The following is a 19,309-nucleotide window of genomic DNA, read 5'->3' as shown; positions in this document are numbered from 1 at the left end:
AGAGATACAACATGAGCATGAGTGATCCCATCGCTGACTTGCTGACCCGCATCCGTAACGCGCAGATGGTGTCCAAAGCCACCGTGCTGGTGCCTTCTTCCAAAGTGAAGATCGCCATCGCGCAAGTGCTGAAGGACGAGGGTTATATCGACGGCTTCCAGGTCAAGACCGAAGCCGGCAAGTCCGAACTTGAAATCGCACTGAAGTACTACGCCGGCCGTCCGGTGATCGAGCGCATCGAGCGCGTGAGCCGTCCTGGCCTGCGCGTGTACAAGGGCCGCGACTCCATCCCCCAGGTCATGAACGGCCTGGGCGTTGCCATCGTCACCACCCCCAAGGGCGTGATGACGGATCGCAAGGCACGTGCCACCGGCGTCGGCGGCGAAGTGCTTTGCTACGTCGCTTAACCGTGGCATCGAGGAGAAACTGAAATGTCCCGCGTAGGAAAAATGCCGGTGACCATCCCCGCTGGCGTGGATGTGTCCATCAATGGCGACCAGATCAGTGTGAAGGGTTCGGGCGGCACGCTGTCGCTGACCCAGAACGCCCTGGTCAAGGTGTCCAACAACGAAGGCAAGCTCGGCTTCGAGCCTGCCAATGATTCCCGCGAAGCCAACGCCATGAGCGGCACCATCCGTCAGTTGGTGAACAACATGGTGCTGGGCGTGAGCAAGGGCTTCGAAAAGAAGCTGAGCCTGATCGGTGTGGGTTACAAGGCGGCGGCTTCGGGCGCCAAGCTGAACCTCAACGTCGGCTACTCGCACCCCGTGAACTTCGAAATGCCTGCTGGCATCACCGTCGCCACCCCGACCCCGACCGAAATCGTGATCAAGGGTGCCGACCGCCAGCGCGTCGGCCAATTGGCTGCTGAGATCCGTGCCGTTCGTCCTCCCGAGCCCTACAAGGGCAAGGGCATCCGCTATGCGGACGAAAAAGTCACGATCAAAGAGACCAAGAAGAAATAAGGAGCTGCAACATGTTGACCAAGAAAGAGCAGCGTCTTCGTCGTGCCCGCCAGACCCGTATCCGCATTGCACAGCAAGGCGTGGCGCGTCTGACGGTGAACCGTACGAACCTCCACATCTACGCCAGCGTGATTTCCGGCGACGGCACCAAGGTGCTGGCCAGCGCTTCCACGGCCGAGGCCGATGTGCGCAAGGAACTCGGCGGCTCCGGCAAGGGTGGCAATGCCGCCGCAGCCCAGGCCATCGGCAAGCGCATCGCTGAAAAGGCGAAGGCCGCCGGCATCGAGAAGGTTGCATTCGATCGTGCAGGCTTTGCCTATCACGGCCGCGTCAAGGCTCTGGCCGACGCCGCTCGTGAAGCCGGCCTGCAGTTCTAAGCGGAGCGAAATACAAAATGGCTAAATTTCAACCCAAAGTGCAGAGCGAAGGTCAGGACGACGGTCTGCGCGAAAAAATGATCGCGGTCAACCGCGTGACCAAAGTCGTGAAGGGCGGCCGTATCCTCGGCTTCGCTGCACTGACCGTGGTCGGCGACGGTGATGGCCGCGTGGGCATGGGCAAGGGCAAGTCCAAGGAAGTGCCTGCTGCCGTGCAGAAGGCCATGGAAGAAGCCCGCCGCAACATGGTGAAGGTGTCGCTCAAGAACGGCACCATCCACCACAACGTGACGGGTCACCACGGCGCTGCCGTCGTGATGATGGCTCCGGCTCCCAAGGGTACCGGCATCATCGCTGGCGGCCCGATGCGTGCCGTGTTCGAAGTTCTGGGCGTGACGGACATCGTGGCCAAGAGCCACGGCTCGTCGAACCCCTACAACATGGTCCGCGCCACGTTCGACGCGCTGGTGAACTCCACGACCCCTTCGGAAGTGGCAGCCAAGCGCGGCAAGTCGGTCGAAGACATCTTCGCCTGAACGGAGCTTTGCAAATGACTACGCAACAAACCGTCAAGATTCAACTGGTGCGCAGCCCTATCGGCACCAAGGAATCGCACCGTGCCACCGTGCGCGGCCTGGGCCTTCGCAAGCTGAACAGCATCAGCGAGCTGAAGGACAGCCCCGAAGTGCGCGGCATGATTAACAAGATCAGCTATCTGGTCAAGGTCCTCTGAGAGGTTGATGATGGAACTCAATAGCATCAAGCCCGCAGATGGAGCGAAACATGCCAAGCGCCGCGTCGGCCGTGGTATCGGCTCCGGTCTGGGCAAGACCGCTGGCCGCGGTCACAAGGGTCAGAAGTCGCGTTCGGGTGGCTACCACAAGGTGGGCTTCGAAGGCGGTCAAATGCCTCTGCAGCGCCGTCTGCCCAAGCGTGGCTTCAAGTCGCATCTGCTGAAGTTCAACGCAGAAGTGACCCTGACCGCCCTGGACAAGCTGGAACTCGCCGAAGTGGATCTGCTGGCTCTGAAGACCGCCGGTCTGGTGGGCCAACGCGCCAAGGTCGTGAAGGTGATCAACAGCGGTTCGCTGTCCAAGGCTGTGAAGCTGACGGGCATCGGCGCGACCGCTGCTGCGAAGGCGGCTATCGAAGCTGCCGGCGGCAGCCTGGCCTGATCGGTTCTGAAGGAAAGCATCAGTGGCTACGAACGCAGCTCAAATTGCGAAAACCGGCAAGTTCGGTGATTTGCGTCGCCGTCTGGTTTTTCTGCTGCTCGCGCTGATCGTTTACCGCATCGGGGCTCATATCCCGGTGCCGGGCATCGATCCGGCGCAGCTGCAGCAGCTGTTCAGTGGCCACCAAGGCGGCATCCTGAACCTGTTCAACATGTTCTCGGGTGGGGCGCTCTCGCGCTTCACGGTGTTTGCACTGGGGATCATGCCGTACATCTCGGCATCGATCATCATGCAGCTGATGACCTACGTCATCCCGAGCTTCGAGCAGCTGAAGAAGGAAGGCGAAGCCGGTCGCCGCAAGATCACGCAGTACACGCGCTACGGCACGCTGGGCCTGGCGATCTTCCAGTCGCTGGGCATCGCCGTGGCGCTGGAAAGCTCCGCCGGCCTGGTGCTGAGCCCGGGCTTCGGCTTCCGTATGACGGCGGTCGTGAGCCTCACGGCAGGGACGATGTTCCTGATGTGGCTGGGCGAGCAGATCACCGAGCGTGGCCTGGGCAACGGGATCTCGATCCTGATCTTCGCCGGCATCGCCGCGGGGCTGCCCAGCTCGATCGGTGGATTGCTGGAGCTGGTGAGCACGGGTGCCATGAGCATCCTGGCAGCCATCTTCATCGTGATCGTGGTCGGCCTGGTGACGTACTTCGTCGTCTTCGTGGAGCGTGGTCAGCGCAAGATCCTGGTCAACTATGCGCGGCGTCAGGTCGGCAACAAGGTGTACGGCGGTCAGTCGTCGCATCTGCCCCTGAAGCTGAACATGGCTGGCGTGATCCCGCCGATCTTCGCGTCGTCGATCATCCTGCTGCCGGCAACGGTGGTGAACTGGTTCAGCGCGGGTGAGTCCATGCGCTGGCTGCGCGACATCTCTAGCGCACTGACCCCTGGTCAGCCGGTCTATGTGATGTTCTACGCTGCGGCCATCGTGTTCTTCTGCTTCTTCTACACGGCGCTCGTGTTCAACAGCCGCGAGACTGCCGACAACCTGAAGAAGAGTGGTGCGTTCATTCCCGGGATCCGTCCTGGCGAGCAGACCGCCCGCTACATCGACAAGATTCTGGTTCGCCTCACGCTGGCGGGCGCCGTGTACATCACGTTCGTCTGTCTGCTGCCGGAGTTCCTGATCCTGAAATACAACGTTCCGTTCTATTTCGGTGGCACGTCGCTTCTGATCATTGTGGTGGTGACCATGGACTTCATGGCCCAGGTCCAGAACTACATGATGTCGCAGCAGTACGAATCGCTCCTCAAAAAGGCGAACTTCAAAGCGACGCCCGGAACTTGAGTCTGGGCAGTTTCGGGTAACTGCGCTATAGTCGCGGGTTCGCCTGGGCAAGTTACGGTTTATGAATGCCTTCGATCTTCGCGGGCACGAAATTTTGTGTTCCGCGCTGTGGCCGGAACGTGGGCAAGTTTTAGGAGAATGAAATGAGAGTTTCGGCTTCGGTCAAGAAAATCTGCCGCAACTGCAAGATCATCCGCCGCAAGGGTGTGGTGCGCGTGATCTGCACGGATCTGCGTCACAAGCAGCGCCAAGGTTGACTGGAAAGTATTAGAGGACGCACATGGCACGTATCGCTGGCATCAACATCCCGCCGCATCAGCATGCTGAAATCGGCTTGACCGCCATTTATGGCATCGGTCGCACCCGTGCTCGCAAGATCTGCGAAGCATGCGACATCGCTTACTCCAAGAAGATCAAGGATCTGACGGACGGCGACCTGGAAAAAATTCGCGATCAGATCGCTCAGTTCACCATCGAAGGCGACCTGCGCCGCGAAACGACGATGAACATCAAGCGCCTGATGGACATCGGCTGCTATCGCGGTTTCCGTCATCGCCGTGGCCTGCCGATGCGCGGCCAGCGCACGCGCACCAACGCCCGCACCCGCAAGGGTCCGCGCAAGGGCGCAGCGGCACTCAAGAAGTAAAGATTGAGAGATCAAAATGGCTAAGTCCCCTGCCAATAACGCTGCACAGCGTGTTCGCAAAAAGGTTCGCAAGAACGTGTCGGACGGCATCGCCCATGTGCATGCCTCCTTCAACAACACCATCATCACGATCACCGATCGCCAGGGCAACGCACTGTCCTGGGCTTCCTCCGGTGGCCAAGGCTTCAAGGGCTCGCGCAAGTCGACGCCTTTCGCAGCCCAGGTGGCTTCCGAAGTGGCCGGTCGCGCTGCGATCGAACAAGGTATCAAGAACCTCGACGTCGAGATCAAGGGCCCCGGTCCTGGCCGCGAATCGTCGGTGCGCGCTCTGGGCGCGCTGGGTATCCGCATCACGTCCATCTCCGACGTGACCCCGGTTCCCCACAACGGCTGCCGCCCTCAGAAGCGCCGTCGTATCTAAGTTTTTTCTGAAGCCCACCGCCACCGTCTGCCTTGCGCAACGGTGGCTCCCGCAATGCTGTTGCGGAAGATGACACAAGGAAGCTCAAGTGGCACGTTACCTCGGCCCCAAGGCCAAACTCTCCCGCCGTGAAGGCACCGACCTGTTCCTGAAGAGCGCACGCCGCTCCATCGCGGACAAGGCCAAGTTCGACTCCAAGCCCGGCCAGCACGGCCGCACCTCCGGCCAGCGCACGTCCGACTACGGTCTGCAACTGCGCGAAAAGCAGAAGGTCAAGCGCATGTACGGCGTGCTGGAAAAGCAATTCCGCCGCTACTTCGAAGCCGCTGACCGCCGCAAGGGCAACACCGGCGCCAACCTGCTGTTCCTGCTGGAATCCCGCCTGGACAACGTCGTGTACCGCATGGGCTTCGGTTCCACGCGCGCCGAAGCACGCCAGCTGGTGTCGCACAAGGCCATCACGGTGAACGGCCAGTCCGTCAACATCGCGTCCTACCTGGTCAAGACCGGCGACGTCGTTGCCGTGCGCGAAAAGTCCAAGAAGCAGGCCCGCGTGGTCGAAGCCCTGCAACTGGCCCAGCAAGTCGGCATGCCGGCTTGGGTGGAAGTCAATGCCGACAAGGCCGAAGGCGTCTTCAAGAAGGTGCCTGACCGTGATGAATTCGGTGCCGACATCAACGAATCGCTGATCGTCGAACTGTATTCGCGTTAATTCGCACTGATCCACGTTTCGAGAAAACCGTTCCTGCACCGCGAGGCATCGCGGTGCAGGCGCTTCACAGCCTTACCGGTGTAACGAGCTGGGGGTATTGAGAGGAAGTCTGCATGCAAACCAATTTGCTGAAACCCAAGGCAATCAATGTCGAACAACTTGGTCACAACCGTGCCAAGGTCGCATTGGAGCCGTTCGAGCGGGGTTACGGCCACACGCTGGGCAATGCCATTCGCCGTGTGCTGCTCTCGTCCATGGTGGGTTACGCAGCAACGGAAGTCACGATCGCGGGCGTGCTGCACGAGTACTCGTCGATCGATGGCGTTCAAGAAGACGTGGTCAACATTCTTCTGAACCTCAAGGGCGTGGTGTTCAAGCTCCACAACCGCGATGAGGTCACGCTGAGCCTGCGCAAGGACGGTGAAGGCATCGTCACCGCACGCGACATCCAGACGCCGCACGACGTGGAAATCGTCAACCCGGATCACGTGATCGCCCATCTGTCTGCCGGCGGCAAGCTGGACATGCAGATCAAGGTCGAAAAGGGCCGTGGCTACGTTCCCGGCAACCTGCGCCGCTTTGCCGACGAATCGACGAAGTCGATCGGCCGCATCGTGCTGGACGCTTCGTTCTCCCCGGTCAAGCGCGTGAGCTACACCGTCGAGAGCGCCCGCGTCGAGCAGCGTACCGACCTGGACAAGCTGGTCGTCGAGATCGAGACCAACGGCGCCATCACGGCTGAAGACGCAGTGCGCGCCTCGGCCAAGATCCTGGTGGAACAGCTGGCCGTTTTCGCCCAGCTGGAAGGCGGCGAACTGGCTGCATTCGATGCACCGGCCGGCCCGCGCGGCAATGCGACGTTCGACCCGATCCTGCTGCGTCCTGTGGACGAGCTGGAACTGACGGTGCGTTCGGCCAACTGCCTGAAGGCCGAAAACATCTACTACATTGGCGACTTGATCCAACGTACCGAGAACGAACTGCTCAAGACCCCGAACCTGGGTCGCAAGTCGCTCAACGAGATCAAGGAAGTCCTGGCTTCGCGCGGCCTCACGCTGGGCATGAAGCTGGAAAACTGGCCTCCGGCTGGTTTGGACAAGCGTTAAGCTATAATTTTTGGCTCTTTCGAAAAAGAGCAGTGCAGCGGGCAGTACCTGATACGGCTGCCCGTTTTTAATTAAAGACAAGGAAACAGCACCATGCGCCACGGACACGGCCTTCGCAAACTCAACCGCACCTCTTCGCACCGCCTCGCGATGCTGCAGAACATGATGAACTCGCTCATCGAGCACGAGGCCATCAAGACCACGGTCCCCAAGGCCAAGGAACTGCGTCGCGTGATCGAGCCCATGATCACCCTGGCCAAGGAAGACACCGTGGCCAATCGCCGCCTGGCTTTCAACCGCCTGCGTGACCGCGACAGCGTCACCAAGCTGTTCAACGACCTGGGCCCCCGTTTCAAGACCCGTCCGGGCGGTTACACCCGCATCCTGAAGATGGGCTTCCGCGTGGGCGACAACGCGCCTATGGCTTTCGTCGAGCTGGTGGAGCGTGCTGAAGAAAAGAATGCAGATTCTTCCGCAGACGCTGCAAAGTAAGCTATAATTCAATCTTGCCGCGCGATGGAGCAGTCTGGTAGCTCGTTGGGCTCATAACCCAAAGGTCGGAGGTTCAAATCCTTCTCGCGCAACCAATCTCAGCAGTCAGATGCTGGAACAAAACGCCCACTATCTAGTGGGCGTTTTCGTTTCTGCGATGGATTGCCCGGTGCATTGCTTGGATGGCGCAATGTCGGCATCGCCGACGCTGCAGGGTTATGCCGTGCGATGGCGTGTGTTCGCGGCCTGGGTGCAGGCACATGCATCACCGCCGCGCCATTGATGCACGCCGGCCGGCTGGGCTTCTCGCCATCGCCAGGTCTTTCATCCGTTTCAATTCCTCTGTTCTTCCTGTCCCATGGCGTTCCTTCCCGGCTCCACCCTCGGTATCGATTTCGGCACGTCCAATTCCGCTGCGTCCTTGCTGCAGCAGACGGGCGGCACCTCGCGATTGCTGGCGCTCGATGCCAATGACGCGCCGATCATGCCGACGGCGCTGTTCTTCAATACCGAAGACCACAAGACCCATTACGGCCGCGATGCCGTCCACCAGTATCTGGAGGGCGTGGAAGGCCGGCTGATGCGCTCGCTCAAGAGCCTGCTCGGCAGCGCGCTGCTGCAGGACAAGACCTCCGTTCACGAGTCGCTGGTGAGCTACCAGGACATCATTGCGATGTTCCTGCGGCATATCGCCACGCGGGTGCGCACCGCGCTGGACGGCGCGATGCCCGAGCGCGTGGTGCTGGGCCGGCCCGTGCATTTCGTCGATGACGACCCGGCGCGCGACCGCATGGCCGAAGACGCCCTGCGGCAGGCCGCGATCGACGCGGGCTTTGCCAACATCAGCTTCCAGCTGGAGCCGATCGCCGCGGCCCTGGACTACGAGCAGCGCATGACCGAGGAGGCGCTGGTGCTGGTGGTGGACATCGGCGGCGGTACGTCGGACTTCACCGTGGTGCGGCTCGGTCCGGGCCGCACCGGCGCGGCCGCCCGCTCGTCGGACGTGCTCGCCACGACCGGCGTGCACATCGGCGGCACGGACTTCGACCGGAAGCTCAACCTGGAGCAGGTGATGAGCCTGCTGGGCTTCCGCCATGTCGGCCCCAAGGGCCGCGAGGTGCCCAGCCGCGTGTTCTTCGACCTGTCCACCTGGCACCTGATCCAGTGGCAATACGCGCAGAAGTCGATGCGCGAGGCGCAGCAGCTGCGCGGCGACTATGCCGACGTGCGCCTGCACGACCGGCTCATGACCGTGCTGAACGAGCGCTGGGGCCACCGGCTGGCGAACACCGTCGAGGCGGCGAAGATCGAGGCATCGCGCCACCACGCGCCCGCGACCATCGCGCTGGACTGGCTGGAGGGCGGGCTCTCCGCCCAGATCACGCCGGACGATCTGGCGCGGCATCTGGACGCCTCGCTGCGGCAGATCGCGGCCTGCGCGGGCGATTGCCTGGCCGCCGCCGGCCTGCAGCAGCAGGATATCGGCGCGATCTACCTGACGGGTGGCTCCTCGGCCCTGAAGCCGTTGCGCGACGTGCTCACGGCCGTGTTCCCGGGCGTTCCGCAGGTCGAGGGAGACCTGTTCGGCGGCGTGGCATCCGGGCTCGCCTACTCGCGCAGTTGAATCGCCTGGCAATATGCTATCGTTTTAATAGCTGATTGCCCAGGCAGAAAGCGCGCATGGGGCCTCCAGGCCTCTGAATTCCTCCCATCCCGAAGGCGCGTGGCCTGTGCCGCTGCGCGCCTGGCGGTTCAGCGGCTGTGGCTTGCGTCGCCGCCTTCATCGGCCGCGCCATCCGCGTCTTCGTCCTCGTCCATCTCGCGCTTCAGTTCCAGCGCCAGCGGGTAGAGCGCGTTGCGCGCATTGCCCGTGATGTCAGCGGCGATGCGGACGGCGGTCTTCAGCGGCAGCTCGGGCAGCAGCAGCTGCAGCACGCGGCGGCCCTGGGCGTCGTCATCGGCGGCGGCGGGGGGCAGCGGGTGCAGCAGCACGACGAATTCGCCGCGCGCCCGCTGCGGATTGCCGTCCAGCCAGGCGGAGAGCGCCTGCGCCGGATGGGTGCTGATCTCCTCGAACTGCTTGGTCAGCTCGCGGGCCAGGGTGACGGGGCGCTCGCCCAGCACGGCCAGCGCGCGCGCCAGCTCTTCGATGCGGTGCGGCGCCTCCAGCAGCACCACGCAGCGGGGCTCGTCGCCCAGGCGCTGCACGGCGGCAGTGCGCTCGGCGCCCCGGGTGGGCAGGAAGCCGGCGAAGAGAAACCCTCCGGCATCGGGGCCGTGGGCGACCGCGCCGGCCACGCTCAGCGCCGTGGTCACGCTGCTGGCGCCGGGCAGGGGCAGGCAGCGCAGCCCGGCAGCGGCCACGGCGCTGGCCAGCCGGGCGCCGGGGTCGCTCACGCCCGGCGTGCCGGCGTCGCTCACATAGGCCACGCGCAGGCCCTGGCGCAGGCGGTCCACCACGTTGCCGGCGGCCTCGGCCTCGTTGTGCTGGTGGACGGCCAGCAGCTGGGCGCCGCTCTTGTCGATGCCGTAGGCGCGCAGCAGGGACTGCGTGTGGCGCGTGTCTTCGCAGGCGATGACGTCGGCCAGCTGCAGCACGTGCAGGGCGCGCAGCGTGATGTCGGCCAGATTGCCGATGGGCGTGGCGACGACATAGAGCGTGCCCTGCGGATAATGCTGCGTGGCCGCCGCATCGCGCGCGGCGCTCAGGGCTGAAGCGAAAGAGGCGCTCAATGGGATTCCTTGGCAAGAACTGGGGAGGCGGCGGGGGCAAGGCCGGCACGGAGGCCGCGCCTGCCGGGCGCACGACGCGCGAGCGGGGCAATGCCGCCGAAGACCGCGCACTGGCGCATCTGCAGGCCGCCCGGCTGACGCTGGTGGAGCGCAATTATCGGACGCCCGGCCGCGGCGGCGGCGAGATCGACCTCATCATGCGCGATCGCGACGGCACGCTGGTGTTCGTCGAGGTGCGCAGCCGCGCCGGCAGCGGCTTCGGCGGGGCGGGCGGCAGCATCGGCGCGGTCAAGCAGCAGCGCATCGTGTTCGCCGCGCGCCATTACCTCATGCGCTGGCCGTCGCCGCCGGCCTGCCGGTTCGACGTGGTGCTGGTGGAGGGGCGCGGGGATGGCGGCGGCGCAGGCGCAGGCGCTTCGGTCGAATGGCTGCGCGGCGCCTTCGATGCCGGCGGCTGAGCGGATTCGAGCACCCAGCGAGGCCTTGCCAGTGGGCGGCGCTCCACCTTTTGCAACAGGCGGGTCCACCCCCTTGGGTATCATCCGGGCCCCATGCTCGAGCAACGAATCCAACAGCACTTCATCGACAGCGCCGATCTGAAGTACCAGGCGGCGCAAGCCCTCAGTCATCCCATCGGCTCTGCCATCCAGGCGATCCTGGCCTGCGTCACCAGCGGCGCGAAAGTGCTGGCCTGCGGCAGCGGCGCTTCCGTGGCCGACGCGCAATTGTTCGCCGCGCTGTGCGTGGGCGGTTTCGAGCGTGAGCGGCCCGAGCTTGCCGCCATCGCCCTGCAGCCGGGCGGTGCCTGGATGGGCGGCCTGGCCGACGAGGCCGACAGCTCCGACAGGGAGTCCCTCGCCCGCCAGGTGCGCGCGCTGGGCCAGGCCGGCGATGTGCTGGTGGCCCTGACGGTGAGCGGCAACGATGCCCAGATCCTGCAGGCCGTGCAGGCCGCCCACGAACGCGACATGACGGTGGTGGCGCTGTGCGGCCGCACCGGCGGCGCGCTGGCGCCGCAGCTGCGCGAGACCGACGTGCAGATCGCCGTACCCCACGACCGCGCCGCCCGCGTGCGCGAAGTCCATGCCCTCGTGCTGCACTGCCTGTGCGACGGCGTGGATGCCCAGTTACTTGGTGAACAGGAGATGCCGCTATGAAATTCCCGTTGTCCCGCACGATGTGCCTCGTCTGCAGCACCGCTGCGCTGGCTGCTGCGCTGTCGGCCTGCGCGCCCGTCCTGATCGGCGGCGGCGCGGTGATGGGCGCCCTGGTGGCGACCGACCGCCGCACCACCGGCACGCAGGTGGAGGATGAGGGCATCGAGCTGCGCACCGCCAACCGCATCCGCGAAGCCCTGGGCGACCGCGTCCACGTCAACGTCACCAGCTTCAACCGCCAGGTGCTGCTGACGGGCGAGGCCGAGCGCGCCGAGGACAAGCAGCGCGTCGAGCAGATCGCGCAGGGCGTGGAGAACGTGCGCTCCGTGGTCAACGAAGTGGGCGTGATGCCGCCTTCGTCCCTCAGCCAGCGCACCAACGACACCTTCATCACCGGCAAGGTGCGCGCCAGCCTGGTCGATGCCAAGGATCTGGTCGCCAATGCCTTCACGGTGGTGACCGAGCGCGACGTGGTCTATCTGATGGGCCGCGTGACCTCGCGCGAGGCCAACCGCGCCACCGACATCGCCCGCGGCGTGAGCGGCGTGCGCAAGGTGGTGCGGGTGTTCGAGATCGTCTCGGAAGAGGAGCTGGCGCGCAGCAATGCGGCCCTCAATGCCCGCCAGCCCGCACCCGTGGTGCAGGACCCGGCCGCCGCCAGCACGCCGCCGGCGGCAGCGCCTGCAATGTCCGCCCCGGCGGCCTCGGGCGTGCAGGCCACGCCGCTGGCCCCGCTGCCCACGCCGGCCGTCACGGGCGTGGTGACGCAGCCGGTGCGCTGATCCGCCGGGCAAGGTGGCCGGCGCGCCCGCCCTGGGCGCTGCCGGGCCGCCGCCCGCGTGGCCTTCAGGCCTGTGGCTTCTTCTTCACGCCCAGCCGGGTGATGAGGCTGGAGGTGTCCCAGCGGGCGCCGCCGGCCTGCTGCACGTCGGCATAGAACTGGTCCACCAGCGCCGTCACGGGCAGGCGCGCGCCGTTGCGGTGGGCCTCGTCCAGCACCAGGCCCAGGTCCTTGCGCATCCAGTCCACGGCGAAGCCGAAGTCGAAGCGGCCCTCCACCATGGACTTGCCGCGGTTGTCCATCTGCCAGCTCTGGGCCGCGCCCTTGCCGATCACGTCGAGCACCAGCGGCATGTCCAGCCCGGCATGCTGGCCGAAGGCCACGGCCTCCGACAGGCCTTGCACGATGCCGGCGATGCAGATCTGGTTGACCATCTTGGCCAGCTGGCCCGCGCCGCTGTCGCCGATGAGGGTGCAGGCGCGCGAATAGGCCATGGCCGTGGGCCGCACGGCGTCGAAGGCGGCCGCATCGCCGCCGCACATCACCGTGAGCTGGCCGTTCTGGGCGCCTGCCTGGCCGCCGGAGACGGGTGCATCGATGAACTGCAGGCCCAGCGTGCGCGCGGCCTTGTACAGCTCGCGCGCCACCTCGGCCGAGGCCGTGGTGTGGTCCACGAAGATGGCGCCCGGCTGCATGCCGGCGAAGGCGCCGTCCGCCCCCAGCACCACCGAACGCAGGTCGTCGTCGTTGCCCACGCAGCAGAAGACGATGTCGGCGCCCTGCGCCGCCTCGCGCGGCGTGGCGGCGTGTTTCACCGCGCCGGCGCCCGCGCTTGCGAATTCCTCGGCCCAGGCGATGGATTTGGCCGCGGTGCGGTTGTAGACGGTGACGGCGTTGCCGGCCAGCGCCAGGTGGCCGGCCATGGGGTAGCCCATGACGCCCAGGCCCAGGAAGGCGACCTTGGCGGGAGAGGTGGTTTCGTAGCTGCGGGGGTTCGTGCTCGGCATGGCGGGTAGGGGCTCCAGGGAAAATCCAGGGACAAGGCCGGCCGGCCCGTGCAACAGCGGGCCGGCGGCGGGAAAGGAGGACAGGCGAAAGAGCTTGGGCTCAGACGATGGCGAAGTGCTCGGTGCCCGAGGCCAGGTCGCTCGAGCGCGCACGCTGGCTGCCCAGCTTGATCTGCAGCCGCAGGTCGTTGACCGAGTCGGCATTGCGCAGCGCGTCTTCGTAGGTGATCTGATGGGCCTCGAACAAGTCGAACAGCGCCTGGTCGAAGGTCTGCATGCCCAGGTTGCGGCTCTTCTTCATGATCTCCTTGATCTCGGCCACTTCGCCCTTGAAGATCAGATCGGAGATGAGCGGCGTGTTGAGCAGGATCTCGGCCGCCGCGGCGCGGCCCTTGCCGTCCTGCTTGGGGATGAGGCGCTGCGAGATCATGCCGCGCAGGTTGAGCGACAGATCCATCAGCACCTGGGCGCGCCGGTCTTCGGGGAAGAAGTTGACGATGCGGTCCAGCGCCTGGTTGGCGCTGTTGGCGTGCAGCGTGGCCAGGCACAGGTGGCCGGTTTCGGAGAACGCGATGGCGTGCTCCATGGTCTCGCGGTCGCGGATCTCGCCCATCAGGATCACGTCGGGGGCCTGGCGCAGCGTGTTCTTGAGCGCCGCCTCCCAGCTGTCGGTGTCCAGGCCCACCTCGCGCTGCGTGACCACGCAGTTCTTGTGCGGGTGGACGAATTCGATCGGGTCTTCGACCGTGACGATGTGGCCGTAGGAGTTCTCGTTGCGCCAGTCCACCATGGCCGCCAGCGTGGTGGACTTGCCCGAGCCGGTGGCGCCCACCAGGATGCACAGGCCGCGCTTGGTCATGGCGACTTCCTTGAGCACCTGCGGCATGTTCAGCCCGTCGATGGTGGGCACCTGCAGCGGGATGGTGCGCAGCACCATGCCCACGCGGCCCTGCTGCAGGAAGGCGTTGACCCGGAAGCGGCCGATGCCCGCGGGCGAGATGGCGAAGTTCGATTCCTTGGTGCGCTCGAAGTCCGCCACCTGCTTGTCGCTCATCACCGAGCGCGCCAGCGTCATGGTGTGCGCAGGCGTCAGCGGCTGGGGCGACACCTTGGTGACCTTTCCGTCCACCTTGATGGCGGGGGGGAAGTCCGCCGTGATGAACAGGTCGCTCCCGCCCCGGCTCACCATGAGCTTGAGCAGGTCGTTGATGAATTTACTGGCCTGATCGCGTTCCATCAAACGGTCTCCACAGATTGGGTTGGCGGGTGGGGTGGGTCGGGGCGGGCATGCGCGATGGCGCGCGTGCGTGGCCCCTCATTTTGGACCCTCGCTCAGGCGTGCGCTCACCAGGCGCAGCCGCAGCGACAGTTTGCGTGCCAGCAGGGCGACCAGGCCGGCGGCGAGCTGCGGGTCTTCGGCCATCATCGCATCCAGCGCCTCGGCGCCCAGCACGGCCACCTGGCAGTCGGTGAGCGTGGTGCAGGCGGAAAAGCGGCTGCCGCCGTCGAGCAGCGACATCTCGCCCAGGATGTCGCCCGGCCGGGCCTCGGCCAGGCGCAGTTGCTCGCCCCAGGGCTGCGCACGGTCCACGGCGATGGTGCCCGAGAGCAGCACGACCATGAAGTTGCCGTATTCGTCCTGGCGGACCACGTCGCGGTGGGCGGGCAGGGCGGCGAAGTCGAAGAAGCGCTCCATGCGCTCGATGGCCTGCGGGCCCAGCAGCGCCATGTACCGGTCCTGCGCCCAGAGGGCCTGCAGCTGCCGGCCGCCCTGGCGTGCCGGCAGGCGCCGGGCGCCGACCTCGACGGCGCGGGCCTCCCAGGGCACGAGCATGGTGCTGTCCACGCCCTGGCCGGCGAAGGCGGTGGCGAAGAGCGTGGAGGGCGGGGCGGCTTCGGCCGCCTGCGGTGGTGTGCCGGCGGGGCCTGCCGCGCCGTGGCGCGCGCGGGGCTTCAGGAGGCCGAGGATGCCTTTCATGGGGCGGTGGGCGGTCTGTGCAGGGCGGTAGCTGGCGTGCAGCGGGCCGCGCAGGCGCGCCCGGGCCGGCTCAACCCAGGAAGTTCTCGGGGATCTTGGCCTTGCCGCGCGCCTCGGCCGGGCTGATGACGTTGCGGCGGACCAGGTCGGTGAGGTTCTGGTCCAGGGTCTGCATGCCCACGCCGCTGCTGGTCTGGATGGTGGAGTACATCTGCGCCACCTTGGCCTCGCGGATCAGGTTGCGGATGGCGCTGGTGCCCAGCATGATCTCGTGCGCCGCCACGCGGCCCGAGCCGTCCTTGGTCTTGCACAGGGTCTGCGAGATCACGGCCTGCAGCGATTCGGACAGCATGGCGCGGACCATCTCCTTCTCTTCGGCCGGGAACACGTCGATGATCCGGTCGATGGTCTTGGCGGCGCTGGAGGTGTGCAGCGTGCCGAAGACCAGGTGGCCCGTCTCGGCCGCCGTCATGGCCAGGCGGATGGTTTCGAGATCGCGCATTTCGCCCACCAGGATGGCGTCCGGGTCCTCGCGCAGCGCGGACTTCAGCGCGGCGGCGAAGGAGAGCGTCATCGGCCCCACTTCGCGCTGGTTGATGAGGCACTTCTTGGATTCGTGCACGAATTCGATCGGGTCTTCCACCGTCAGGATGTGGCCGTATTCGTTTTCGTTCAGGTGGTTGACCATGGCCGCCAGCGTGGTGGACTTGCCCGAGCCCGTGGGGCCGGTCACCAACACCAGGCCGCGCGGCTTCATGGCCAGGTCGGCGAAGATCTTGGGCGCGTTGAGCTGCTCCAGCGTGAGGATCTTGCTGGGGATGGTGCGGAACACGGCGGCCGCGCCCCGGTTCTGGTTGAAGGCATTGACCCGGAAGCGCGCCAGGCCCTCGATCTCGAACGAGAAGTCGATTTCGAGGAACTCTTCATACACCTTGCGCTGGGCGTCGCTCATGATGTCGTACACCATGGCGTGGACCGTCTTGTGGTCCAGCGGCTCGACGTTGATGCGCCGCACGTCGCCGTGCACGCGGATCATGGGCGGCAGGCCGGCCGAGAGATGCAGGTCGGATGCCTTGTTCTTCACACTGAAGGCGAGCAGCTGGGTGATGTCCACGAAAGGTCTCTCGGTCGTTGAGGATGACGGTGCCGCAGCGCGTTTGATACGCTCGAACAAACATTATGACGACGATCGGTAACAACCTCCAACAAGTACGCACCCGCCTCGATGCGGCGTGCGCGGCGGCCGGGCGCGATGCGGGCAGCGTGTCGCTGCTCGCCGTTTCCAAGACCTTCGGGCCCGAGGCGGTGCGCGAGGCGGCCCTGGCCGGCCAGCGCTGCTTCGGCGAGAACTACGTGCAGGAGGCCGTCGAGAAGATGGCCCTGGTGGCCGCCATGCAGCTGCCGCACGCGCTGGAGTGGCACTGCATCGGCCCGCTGCAGAGCAACAAGACGCGCCTGGTGGCCACGCATTTCGACTGGGTGCACACGGTGGACCGGCTCAAGATCGCCGAGCGCCTGTCGGACCAGCGGCCCGAAGGCCTGCCGCCGCTGCAGGTCTGCATCCAGGTCAACGTGGACGGCGGCGCCACCAAGGCCGGCGTGTCGCCGGATGACGCCGTGGCGCTGGCCCGCGCGGTGGCGCGGCTGCCGCGCCTGGCGCTGCGCGGGGTGATGAGCATTCCCGACGCCGTGGAAGGCTTCGACGCGCAGTGCGCCGTGCATGCGCGCGCCCATGCGGTGTGGGTGGCCGTGCGCGACGCGCTGGCCGCAGACGGGCTGGGCGGCGTCGATACCCTGTCGCTGGGCATGACGGCCGATCTGGACGCCGCCGTGCGCGCCGGCAGCACCCTGGTCCGCGTGGGCAGCGGCATCTTCGGCGGGCGGCAGTACCCGGCGGCCTGAGGCGCTGGCTTCAGCGCCTTCTTTCAAGCCTTTCAGGGCTGCAGCGCTTGTCGATCAAGCGCATGCAGCTATCAAAAAAGGAGCAATGGATCAGCCGGCGAAGCGCTGCACGCAGTCCAGCGCCGCCTCCACGTCGGCCGCTGACACGTCCAGGTGCGTCACCCAGCGCAGGCGCGTCTGGCCGGCATAGAGCCCGCTGGTCACGCGCACGCCGTGCGCTGCCAGCCAGGCGGTGAAGGCGGGCGCGACGTCGGCCTGCACGTCGGCAAAAAGGATGTTGGTGTGGGCCGAGGCCACCGTCAGCCGGCCGGCGAGAACCGGGTGGCTGCGGCCGGCTTGCGCCAGGCCTTCGGCCAGGCGGCGCAGCAGGGCGTGGTCTTCCGCCAGCCGTTCGACGTGATGCTCCAGCGCATGCTGGCCCGCGGCGGCCAGCATGCCGGCCTGGCGCATGCCGCCGCCCAGCATCTTGCGGGTGCGGCGGGCGCGGGCGATGAAGTCGTGCGAGCCCAGCAGCAGCGAGCCCACGGGCGCGCCCAGGCCCTTGCTGAGGCAGAGCGAGACGGTGTCGAAATGCCCGCAGAGCGCGCGTGCCTCGTCGTACACGCCGGTGCCGTTGGCCTCGGCGTTCGCCATGGCGGCGTTGAAGAGGCGGGCGCCGTCCAGGTGCATGCCCAGGCCGCGCGAGCGCGCCAGCTGCGCCACCTGGGCGACGTAGGGCGTGGGCAGCACGCGGCCGCCGGTGGTGTTCTCCAGCACCACCAGCCGGGTGCGGGCGAAGTGCGGGTCGTCCGGCTTGATGGCGGCGGCGATGTCCGCCAGGGCCAGCGTGCCGTCGGGCTGGTGTTCCACGGGCTGCGGCTGGATCGAGCCCAGCACCGCCATGCCGCCGCCTTCCCAGCGGTAGGTGTGCCAGTTCTGGCCGACGATGGCCTCGTCGCCGCGCTGGCAGTGGCCCATCAGCGCGATCAGGTTGGTCTGCGTGCCCGAGGGCGCGAACAGCGCGGCCTCGAAGCCCAGCAGCCCGGCGGCATGCGCCTGCAGCGCGTTGACGGAAGGGTCGTCGCCGAACACGTCGTCGCCCAGCGGGGCGGCAAGCATGGCGGCGCGCATGGCGGCGGTGGGCTGGGTGACGGTGTCGCTACGGAAGTCGGGCATGGTGGGGTAATTTACTGTCGAGGTGGCGCAACAAGAGGCACATCGTAAGGCGGCCGCAAGGCCCGGCCGCGGCGGCGTCGGGGGCATGGCGCCGGGCCTCCCGGGCGGCAAGAGGTGCGTGCTAAGCTGCCCCGCGACTTTTTTCGTCTGCGATTCGGAGAACCATTCCATGCCCGGCCTGCTGCCCCATATCGACCCTGACGGTCTGCTCGAATTCTCGGTGGTCTCTACCGACCGCGCGCTCAACCACATGTCCAAGCGCTTCACCGGCGTGATGCAGGACATCCTCGCCACGCTCAAGCAGGTGTACGGCGCCCACACGGCCGTGCTGGTGCCGGGCAGCGGCACCTTCGGCATGGAGGCCGTGGCGCGCCAGTTCGCCAACCGCGAGAAGGTGCTGATCGTGCGCAACGGCTGGTTCAGCTACCGCTGGAGCCAGATCTTCGACGCCGGCGGCCTGGGTGGCGGCGCGGTGGTGTGCAAGGCCCGCCAGCAGGGCGAGGGCGCACAGGCCCCGTGGGCGCCGTGCCCGGCCGACGAGGTGGCCGCCACCATCCGCGCCGAGCGGCCCAAGGTCGTCTTCGCGCCGCACGTGGAAACCGCCAGCGGCATCATCCTGCCCGACGACTACCTCCGCACCGTGGCCGACGCCGCGCACGAGGTGGGCGCGCTCTTCGTGCTCGACTGCGTGGCCTCCGGCGCCATGTGGGTGGACATGCGCGCCACCGGCGTGGACGTGCTCATCAGCGCCCCGCAGAAGGGCTGGAGCGGTTCGCCCTGCTGCGCCATGGTGATGCTGAGCGAGCGCGCCCGCGAGGCCATCGAAGGCACGCAGAGCTCCAGCTTCTCGTGCGACCTGAAGAAGTGGATGCAGATCGCCGAAGGCTACGAAAAGGGCCAGCACGCCTATCACACCACCATGCCCACCGACGCGCTGGTGCAGCTGCAGGGCGTGATGCTGGAGACCCGCGACTACGGCTTCGAGAAGGTGCGCGCCGAGCAGATCGCCCTGGGCGCCCAGGTGCGCGAGCTGCTCGAGTCGCGCGGCCTGCCCAGCGTGGCGGCCGAAGGCTTCAAGGCGCCCGGCGTGGTGGTGAGCTACACCACCGACCCGGGCATCCAGAACGGCTCCAAGTTCGCCGCCGTGGGCCTGCAGACCGCTGCCGGCGTGCCGCTGCAGTGCGGCGAGGGCGCGGACTTCCGCACCTTCCGCATCGGCCTCTTCGGGCTGGAGAAGTGGCACAACGTGGAGCGCACCGTGGGCCACCTGCGCACCGCGCTCGATCAGGTCATCCCCCGCTGACCCTGCAGGGAAAGAGGCCGCGCCTTGGCGCGGCGCCGCCCCGGCGGCTATTCTTTG

At 66.5% G+C, this 19,309-nt stretch carries 25 protein-coding genes and 1 tRNA gene; 20 read left to right on the top strand and 6 right to left on the bottom strand.

Annotated features, from left to right (window positions below):
• Window positions 1–11: 11 nt before the first annotated feature.
• From rpsH to BM070_RS21250, 15 genes are all read left to right on the top strand, one after another.
• On the top strand, window positions 12–407 hold the full coding sequence (gene rpsH, locus BM070_RS21320; protein ID WP_005793636.1) for a 30S ribosomal protein S8: 396 nt from the start codon (window positions 12–14) through the stop codon (window positions 405–407).
• A 24-nt stretch (window positions 408–431) separates the two neighbouring features.
• The gene (gene rplF, locus BM070_RS21315; protein WP_092941683.1) at window positions 432–965 is read left to right on the top strand and encodes a 50S ribosomal protein L6; all 534 of its coding nucleotides are present in this window, start codon (window positions 432–434) and stop codon (window positions 963–965) included.
• Window positions 966–976: 11 nt separating this feature from the next.
• Complete coding sequence (gene rplR, locus BM070_RS21310) at window positions 977–1,342, top strand: 50S ribosomal protein L18 (protein WP_092941682.1); 366 nt, start codon at window positions 977–979, stop codon at window positions 1,340–1,342.
• A gap of 17 nt (window positions 1,343–1,359) precedes the next feature.
• Window positions 1,360–1,878, top strand: a complete 519-nt coding sequence (rpsE, locus tag BM070_RS21305; RefSeq protein WP_092941680.1) for a 30S ribosomal protein S5 — start codon at window positions 1,360–1,362, stop codon at window positions 1,876–1,878.
• Between the two features lie 14 nt (window positions 1,879–1,892).
• On the top strand, window positions 1,893–2,075 hold the full coding sequence (gene rpmD / locus BM070_RS21300) for a 50S ribosomal protein L30 (RefSeq protein ID WP_013593076.1): 183 nt from the start codon (window positions 1,893–1,895) through the stop codon (window positions 2,073–2,075).
• Window positions 2,076–2,085: 10 nt separating this feature from the next.
• Window positions 2,086–2,517 (top strand): 50S ribosomal protein L15, encoded by a 432-nt coding sequence (gene rplO / locus BM070_RS21295; protein ID WP_092941745.1) that lies wholly within the window; start codon window positions 2,086–2,088, stop codon window positions 2,515–2,517.
• A gap of 22 nt (window positions 2,518–2,539) precedes the next feature.
• Window positions 2,540–3,859 carry a preprotein translocase subunit SecY gene (secY, locus tag BM070_RS21290; RefSeq protein ID WP_092941678.1) on the top strand — a complete coding sequence of 440 codons (1,320 nt, stop codon included), beginning with the start codon at window positions 2,540–2,542 and terminating at the stop codon, window positions 3,857–3,859.
• A gap of 143 nt (window positions 3,860–4,002) precedes the next feature.
• Window positions 4,003–4,116 carry a 50S ribosomal protein L36 gene (gene rpmJ, locus BM070_RS21285; protein ID WP_005793651.1) on the top strand — a complete coding sequence of 38 codons (114 nt, stop codon included), beginning with the start codon at window positions 4,003–4,005 and terminating at the stop codon, window positions 4,114–4,116.
• A gap of 23 nt (window positions 4,117–4,139) precedes the next feature.
• Window positions 4,140–4,505 carry a 30S ribosomal protein S13 gene (gene rpsM / locus BM070_RS21280; RefSeq protein WP_091457140.1) on the top strand — a complete coding sequence of 122 codons (366 nt, stop codon included), beginning with the start codon at window positions 4,140–4,142 and terminating at the stop codon, window positions 4,503–4,505.
• A gap of 16 nt (window positions 4,506–4,521) precedes the next feature.
• Window positions 4,522–4,926: a 30S ribosomal protein S11 gene (gene rpsK / locus BM070_RS21275; protein WP_011793799.1), complete on the top strand. Its 405-nt coding sequence runs from the start codon at window positions 4,522–4,524 to the stop codon at window positions 4,924–4,926.
• Between the two features lie 88 nt (window positions 4,927–5,014).
• Window positions 5,015–5,638: a 30S ribosomal protein S4 gene (rpsD, locus tag BM070_RS21270; RefSeq protein WP_092941676.1), complete on the top strand. Its 624-nt coding sequence runs from the start codon at window positions 5,015–5,017 to the stop codon at window positions 5,636–5,638.
• A 113-nt stretch (window positions 5,639–5,751) separates the two neighbouring features.
• Window positions 5,752–6,744: a DNA-directed RNA polymerase subunit alpha gene (locus tag BM070_RS21265; RefSeq protein WP_092941674.1), complete on the top strand. Its 993-nt coding sequence runs from the start codon at window positions 5,752–5,754 to the stop codon at window positions 6,742–6,744.
• Between the two features lie 93 nt (window positions 6,745–6,837).
• A complete protein-coding gene (rplQ, locus tag BM070_RS21260) occupies window positions 6,838–7,236 on the top strand; it encodes a 50S ribosomal protein L17 (protein ID WP_092941672.1) in 399 nt (132 codons plus the stop codon).
• Window positions 7,237–7,254: 18 nt separating this feature from the next.
• A tRNA-Met gene (locus BM070_RS21255) sits at window positions 7,255–7,331 on the top strand.
• A gap of 263 nt (window positions 7,332–7,594) precedes the next feature.
• Entirely contained in the window at window positions 7,595–8,860 is a 1,266-nt protein-coding gene (locus tag BM070_RS21250) for an Hsp70 family protein (protein ID WP_092941670.1), read from the top strand.
• Between the two features lie 128 nt (window positions 8,861–8,988).
• On the opposite strand, the gene rsmI is transcribed toward BM070_RS21250, so the two are convergent.
• Window positions 8,989–9,969, bottom strand: a complete 981-nt coding sequence (gene rsmI, locus BM070_RS21245; RefSeq protein ID WP_175518574.1) for a 16S rRNA (cytidine(1402)-2'-O)-methyltransferase — start codon at window positions 9,967–9,969, stop codon at window positions 8,989–8,991.
• Here rsmI and BM070_RS21240 point away from each other — a divergent pair.
• The 3 genes from BM070_RS21240 to BM070_RS21230 all read left to right on the top strand — a co-directional run bounded on the left by BM070_RS21240 (window position 9,969) and on the right by BM070_RS21230 (window position 11,908).
• Window positions 9,969–10,427: a YraN family protein gene (locus tag BM070_RS21240; protein WP_092941668.1), complete on the top strand. Its 459-nt coding sequence runs from the start codon at window positions 9,969–9,971 to the stop codon at window positions 10,425–10,427. The genes rsmI and BM070_RS21240 overlap by 1 nt on opposite strands.
• A gap of 93 nt (window positions 10,428–10,520) precedes the next feature.
• Window positions 10,521–11,126 (top strand): SIS domain-containing protein, encoded by a 606-nt coding sequence (locus tag BM070_RS21235; protein ID WP_092941666.1) that lies wholly within the window; start codon window positions 10,521–10,523, stop codon window positions 11,124–11,126.
• A complete protein-coding gene (locus BM070_RS21230; protein ID WP_092941664.1) occupies window positions 11,123–11,908 on the top strand; it encodes a BON domain-containing protein in 786 nt (261 codons plus the stop codon). The genes BM070_RS21235 and BM070_RS21230 overlap by 4 nt, the downstream gene beginning before the upstream one ends.
• Before the next feature lie 64 nt (window positions 11,909–11,972).
• Here the strand turns inward: BM070_RS21230 and BM070_RS21225 are convergent, their stop codons facing one another.
• The 4 genes from BM070_RS21225 to BM070_RS21210 form a co-directional block, all read right to left on the bottom strand.
• Window positions 11,973–12,914 (bottom strand): NAD(P)-dependent oxidoreductase, encoded by a 942-nt coding sequence (locus BM070_RS21225; protein WP_092941662.1) that lies wholly within the window; start codon window positions 12,912–12,914, stop codon window positions 11,973–11,975.
• A gap of 100 nt (window positions 12,915–13,014) precedes the next feature.
• Window positions 13,015–14,151 carry a PilT/PilU family type 4a pilus ATPase gene (locus BM070_RS21220; RefSeq protein WP_092941660.1) on the bottom strand — a complete coding sequence of 379 codons (1,137 nt, stop codon included), beginning with the start codon at window positions 14,149–14,151 and terminating at the stop codon, window positions 13,015–13,017.
• Between the two features lie 78 nt (window positions 14,152–14,229).
• Window positions 14,230–14,892, bottom strand: coding sequence for a cyclic nucleotide-binding domain-containing protein (locus BM070_RS21215; protein WP_092941658.1), 663 nt, complete (start codon window positions 14,890–14,892; stop codon window positions 14,230–14,232).
• Between the two features lie 70 nt (window positions 14,893–14,962).
• Complete coding sequence (locus BM070_RS21210; RefSeq protein ID WP_092941656.1) at window positions 14,963–16,006, bottom strand: type IV pilus twitching motility protein PilT; 1,044 nt, start codon at window positions 16,004–16,006, stop codon at window positions 14,963–14,965.
• Window positions 16,007–16,071: 65 nt separating this feature from the next.
• On the opposite strand from BM070_RS21210, the gene BM070_RS21205 reads away from it, so the two are divergent.
• On the top strand, window positions 16,072–16,794 hold the full coding sequence (locus tag BM070_RS21205) for a YggS family pyridoxal phosphate-dependent enzyme (RefSeq protein WP_092941654.1): 723 nt from the start codon (window positions 16,072–16,074) through the stop codon (window positions 16,792–16,794).
• 90 nt (window positions 16,795–16,884) lie between these two features.
• Here BM070_RS21205 and ltaE read toward each other — a convergent pair whose 3' ends face one another.
• Window positions 16,885–17,949, bottom strand: coding sequence for a low-specificity L-threonine aldolase (ltaE, locus tag BM070_RS21200; RefSeq protein WP_092941652.1), 1,065 nt, complete (start codon window positions 17,947–17,949; stop codon window positions 16,885–16,887).
• A 169-nt stretch (window positions 17,950–18,118) separates the two neighbouring features.
• On the opposite strand from ltaE, the gene BM070_RS21195 reads away from it, so the two are divergent.
• The gene (locus tag BM070_RS21195; RefSeq protein WP_092941650.1) at window positions 18,119–19,252 is read left to right on the top strand and encodes an aminotransferase class V-fold PLP-dependent enzyme; all 1,134 of its coding nucleotides are present in this window, start codon (window positions 18,119–18,121) and stop codon (window positions 19,250–19,252) included.
• The last annotated feature ends 57 nt before the right edge of the window (window positions 19,253–19,309 follow it).

It is taken from the genome of Paracidovorax wautersii, from assembly GCF_900113035.1.
Taxonomy (GTDB): Bacteria; Pseudomonadota; Gammaproteobacteria; order Burkholderiales; family Burkholderiaceae_C; genus Paracidovorax; species Paracidovorax wautersii.
The sequence above is the reverse complement of the archived record's forward strand: the minus strand, read 5'-3'. Positions and strand labels throughout refer to the sequence as shown.

Bases quoted from the DNA above. Each gene is read 5' to 3' on its own strand.
- BM070_RS21220 (WP_092941660.1), bottom strand. From the start codon at position 14,151: ATGGAACGCGATCAGGCCAGTAAATTCATCAACGACCTGCTCAAGCTC.
- rpsE (WP_092941680.1), top strand. From the start codon at position 1,360: ATGGCTAAATTTCAACCCAAAGTGCAGAGCGAAGGTCAGGACGACGGT.
- BM070_RS21230 (WP_092941664.1), top strand. From the start codon at position 11,123: ATGAAATTCCCGTTGTCCCGCACGATGTGCCTCGTCTGCAGCACCGCT.
- BM070_RS21265 (WP_092941674.1), top strand. From the start codon at position 5,752: ATGCAAACCAATTTGCTGAAACCCAAGGCAATCAATGTCGAACAACTT.
- rplF (WP_092941683.1), top strand. From the start codon at position 432: ATGTCCCGCGTAGGAAAAATGCCGGTGACCATCCCCGCTGGCGTGGAT.
- ltaE (WP_092941652.1), bottom strand. From the start codon at position 17,949: ATGCCCGACTTCCGTAGCGACACCGTCACCCAGCCCACCGCCGCCATG.
- rplO (WP_092941745.1), top strand. From the start codon at position 2,086: ATGGAACTCAATAGCATCAAGCCCGCAGATGGAGCGAAACATGCCAAG.
- BM070_RS21225 (WP_092941662.1), bottom strand. From the start codon at position 12,914: ATGCCGAGCACGAACCCCCGCAGCTACGAAACCACCTCTCCCGCCAAG.
- rpmJ (WP_005793651.1), top strand. From the start codon at position 4,003: ATGAGAGTTTCGGCTTCGGTCAAGAAAATCTGCCGCAACTGCAAGATC.
- rpsM (WP_091457140.1), top strand. From the start codon at position 4,140: ATGGCACGTATCGCTGGCATCAACATCCCGCCGCATCAGCATGCTGAA.
- BM070_RS21205 (WP_092941654.1), top strand. From the start codon at position 16,072: ATGACGACGATCGGTAACAACCTCCAACAAGTACGCACCCGCCTCGAT.
- rpsK (WP_011793799.1), top strand. From the start codon at position 4,522: ATGGCTAAGTCCCCTGCCAATAACGCTGCACAGCGTGTTCGCAAAAAG.
- rplQ (WP_092941672.1), top strand. From the start codon at position 6,838: ATGCGCCACGGACACGGCCTTCGCAAACTCAACCGCACCTCTTCGCAC.
- BM070_RS21250 (WP_092941670.1), top strand. From the start codon at position 7,595: ATGGCGTTCCTTCCCGGCTCCACCCTCGGTATCGATTTCGGCACGTCC.
- BM070_RS21195 (WP_092941650.1), top strand. From the start codon at position 18,119: ATGCCCGGCCTGCTGCCCCATATCGACCCTGACGGTCTGCTCGAATTC.
- rplR (WP_092941682.1), top strand. From the start codon at position 977: ATGTTGACCAAGAAAGAGCAGCGTCTTCGTCGTGCCCGCCAGACCCGT.
- BM070_RS21215 (WP_092941658.1), bottom strand. From the start codon at position 14,892: ATGAAAGGCATCCTCGGCCTCCTGAAGCCCCGCGCGCGCCACGGCGCG.
- rpmD (WP_013593076.1), top strand. From the start codon at position 1,893: ATGACTACGCAACAAACCGTCAAGATTCAACTGGTGCGCAGCCCTATC.
- BM070_RS21240 (WP_092941668.1), top strand. From the start codon at position 9,969: ATGGGATTCCTTGGCAAGAACTGGGGAGGCGGCGGGGGCAAGGCCGGC.
- BM070_RS21235 (WP_092941666.1), top strand. From the start codon at position 10,521: ATGCTCGAGCAACGAATCCAACAGCACTTCATCGACAGCGCCGATCTG.
- rpsH (WP_005793636.1), top strand. From the start codon at position 12: ATGAGCATGAGTGATCCCATCGCTGACTTGCTGACCCGCATCCGTAAC.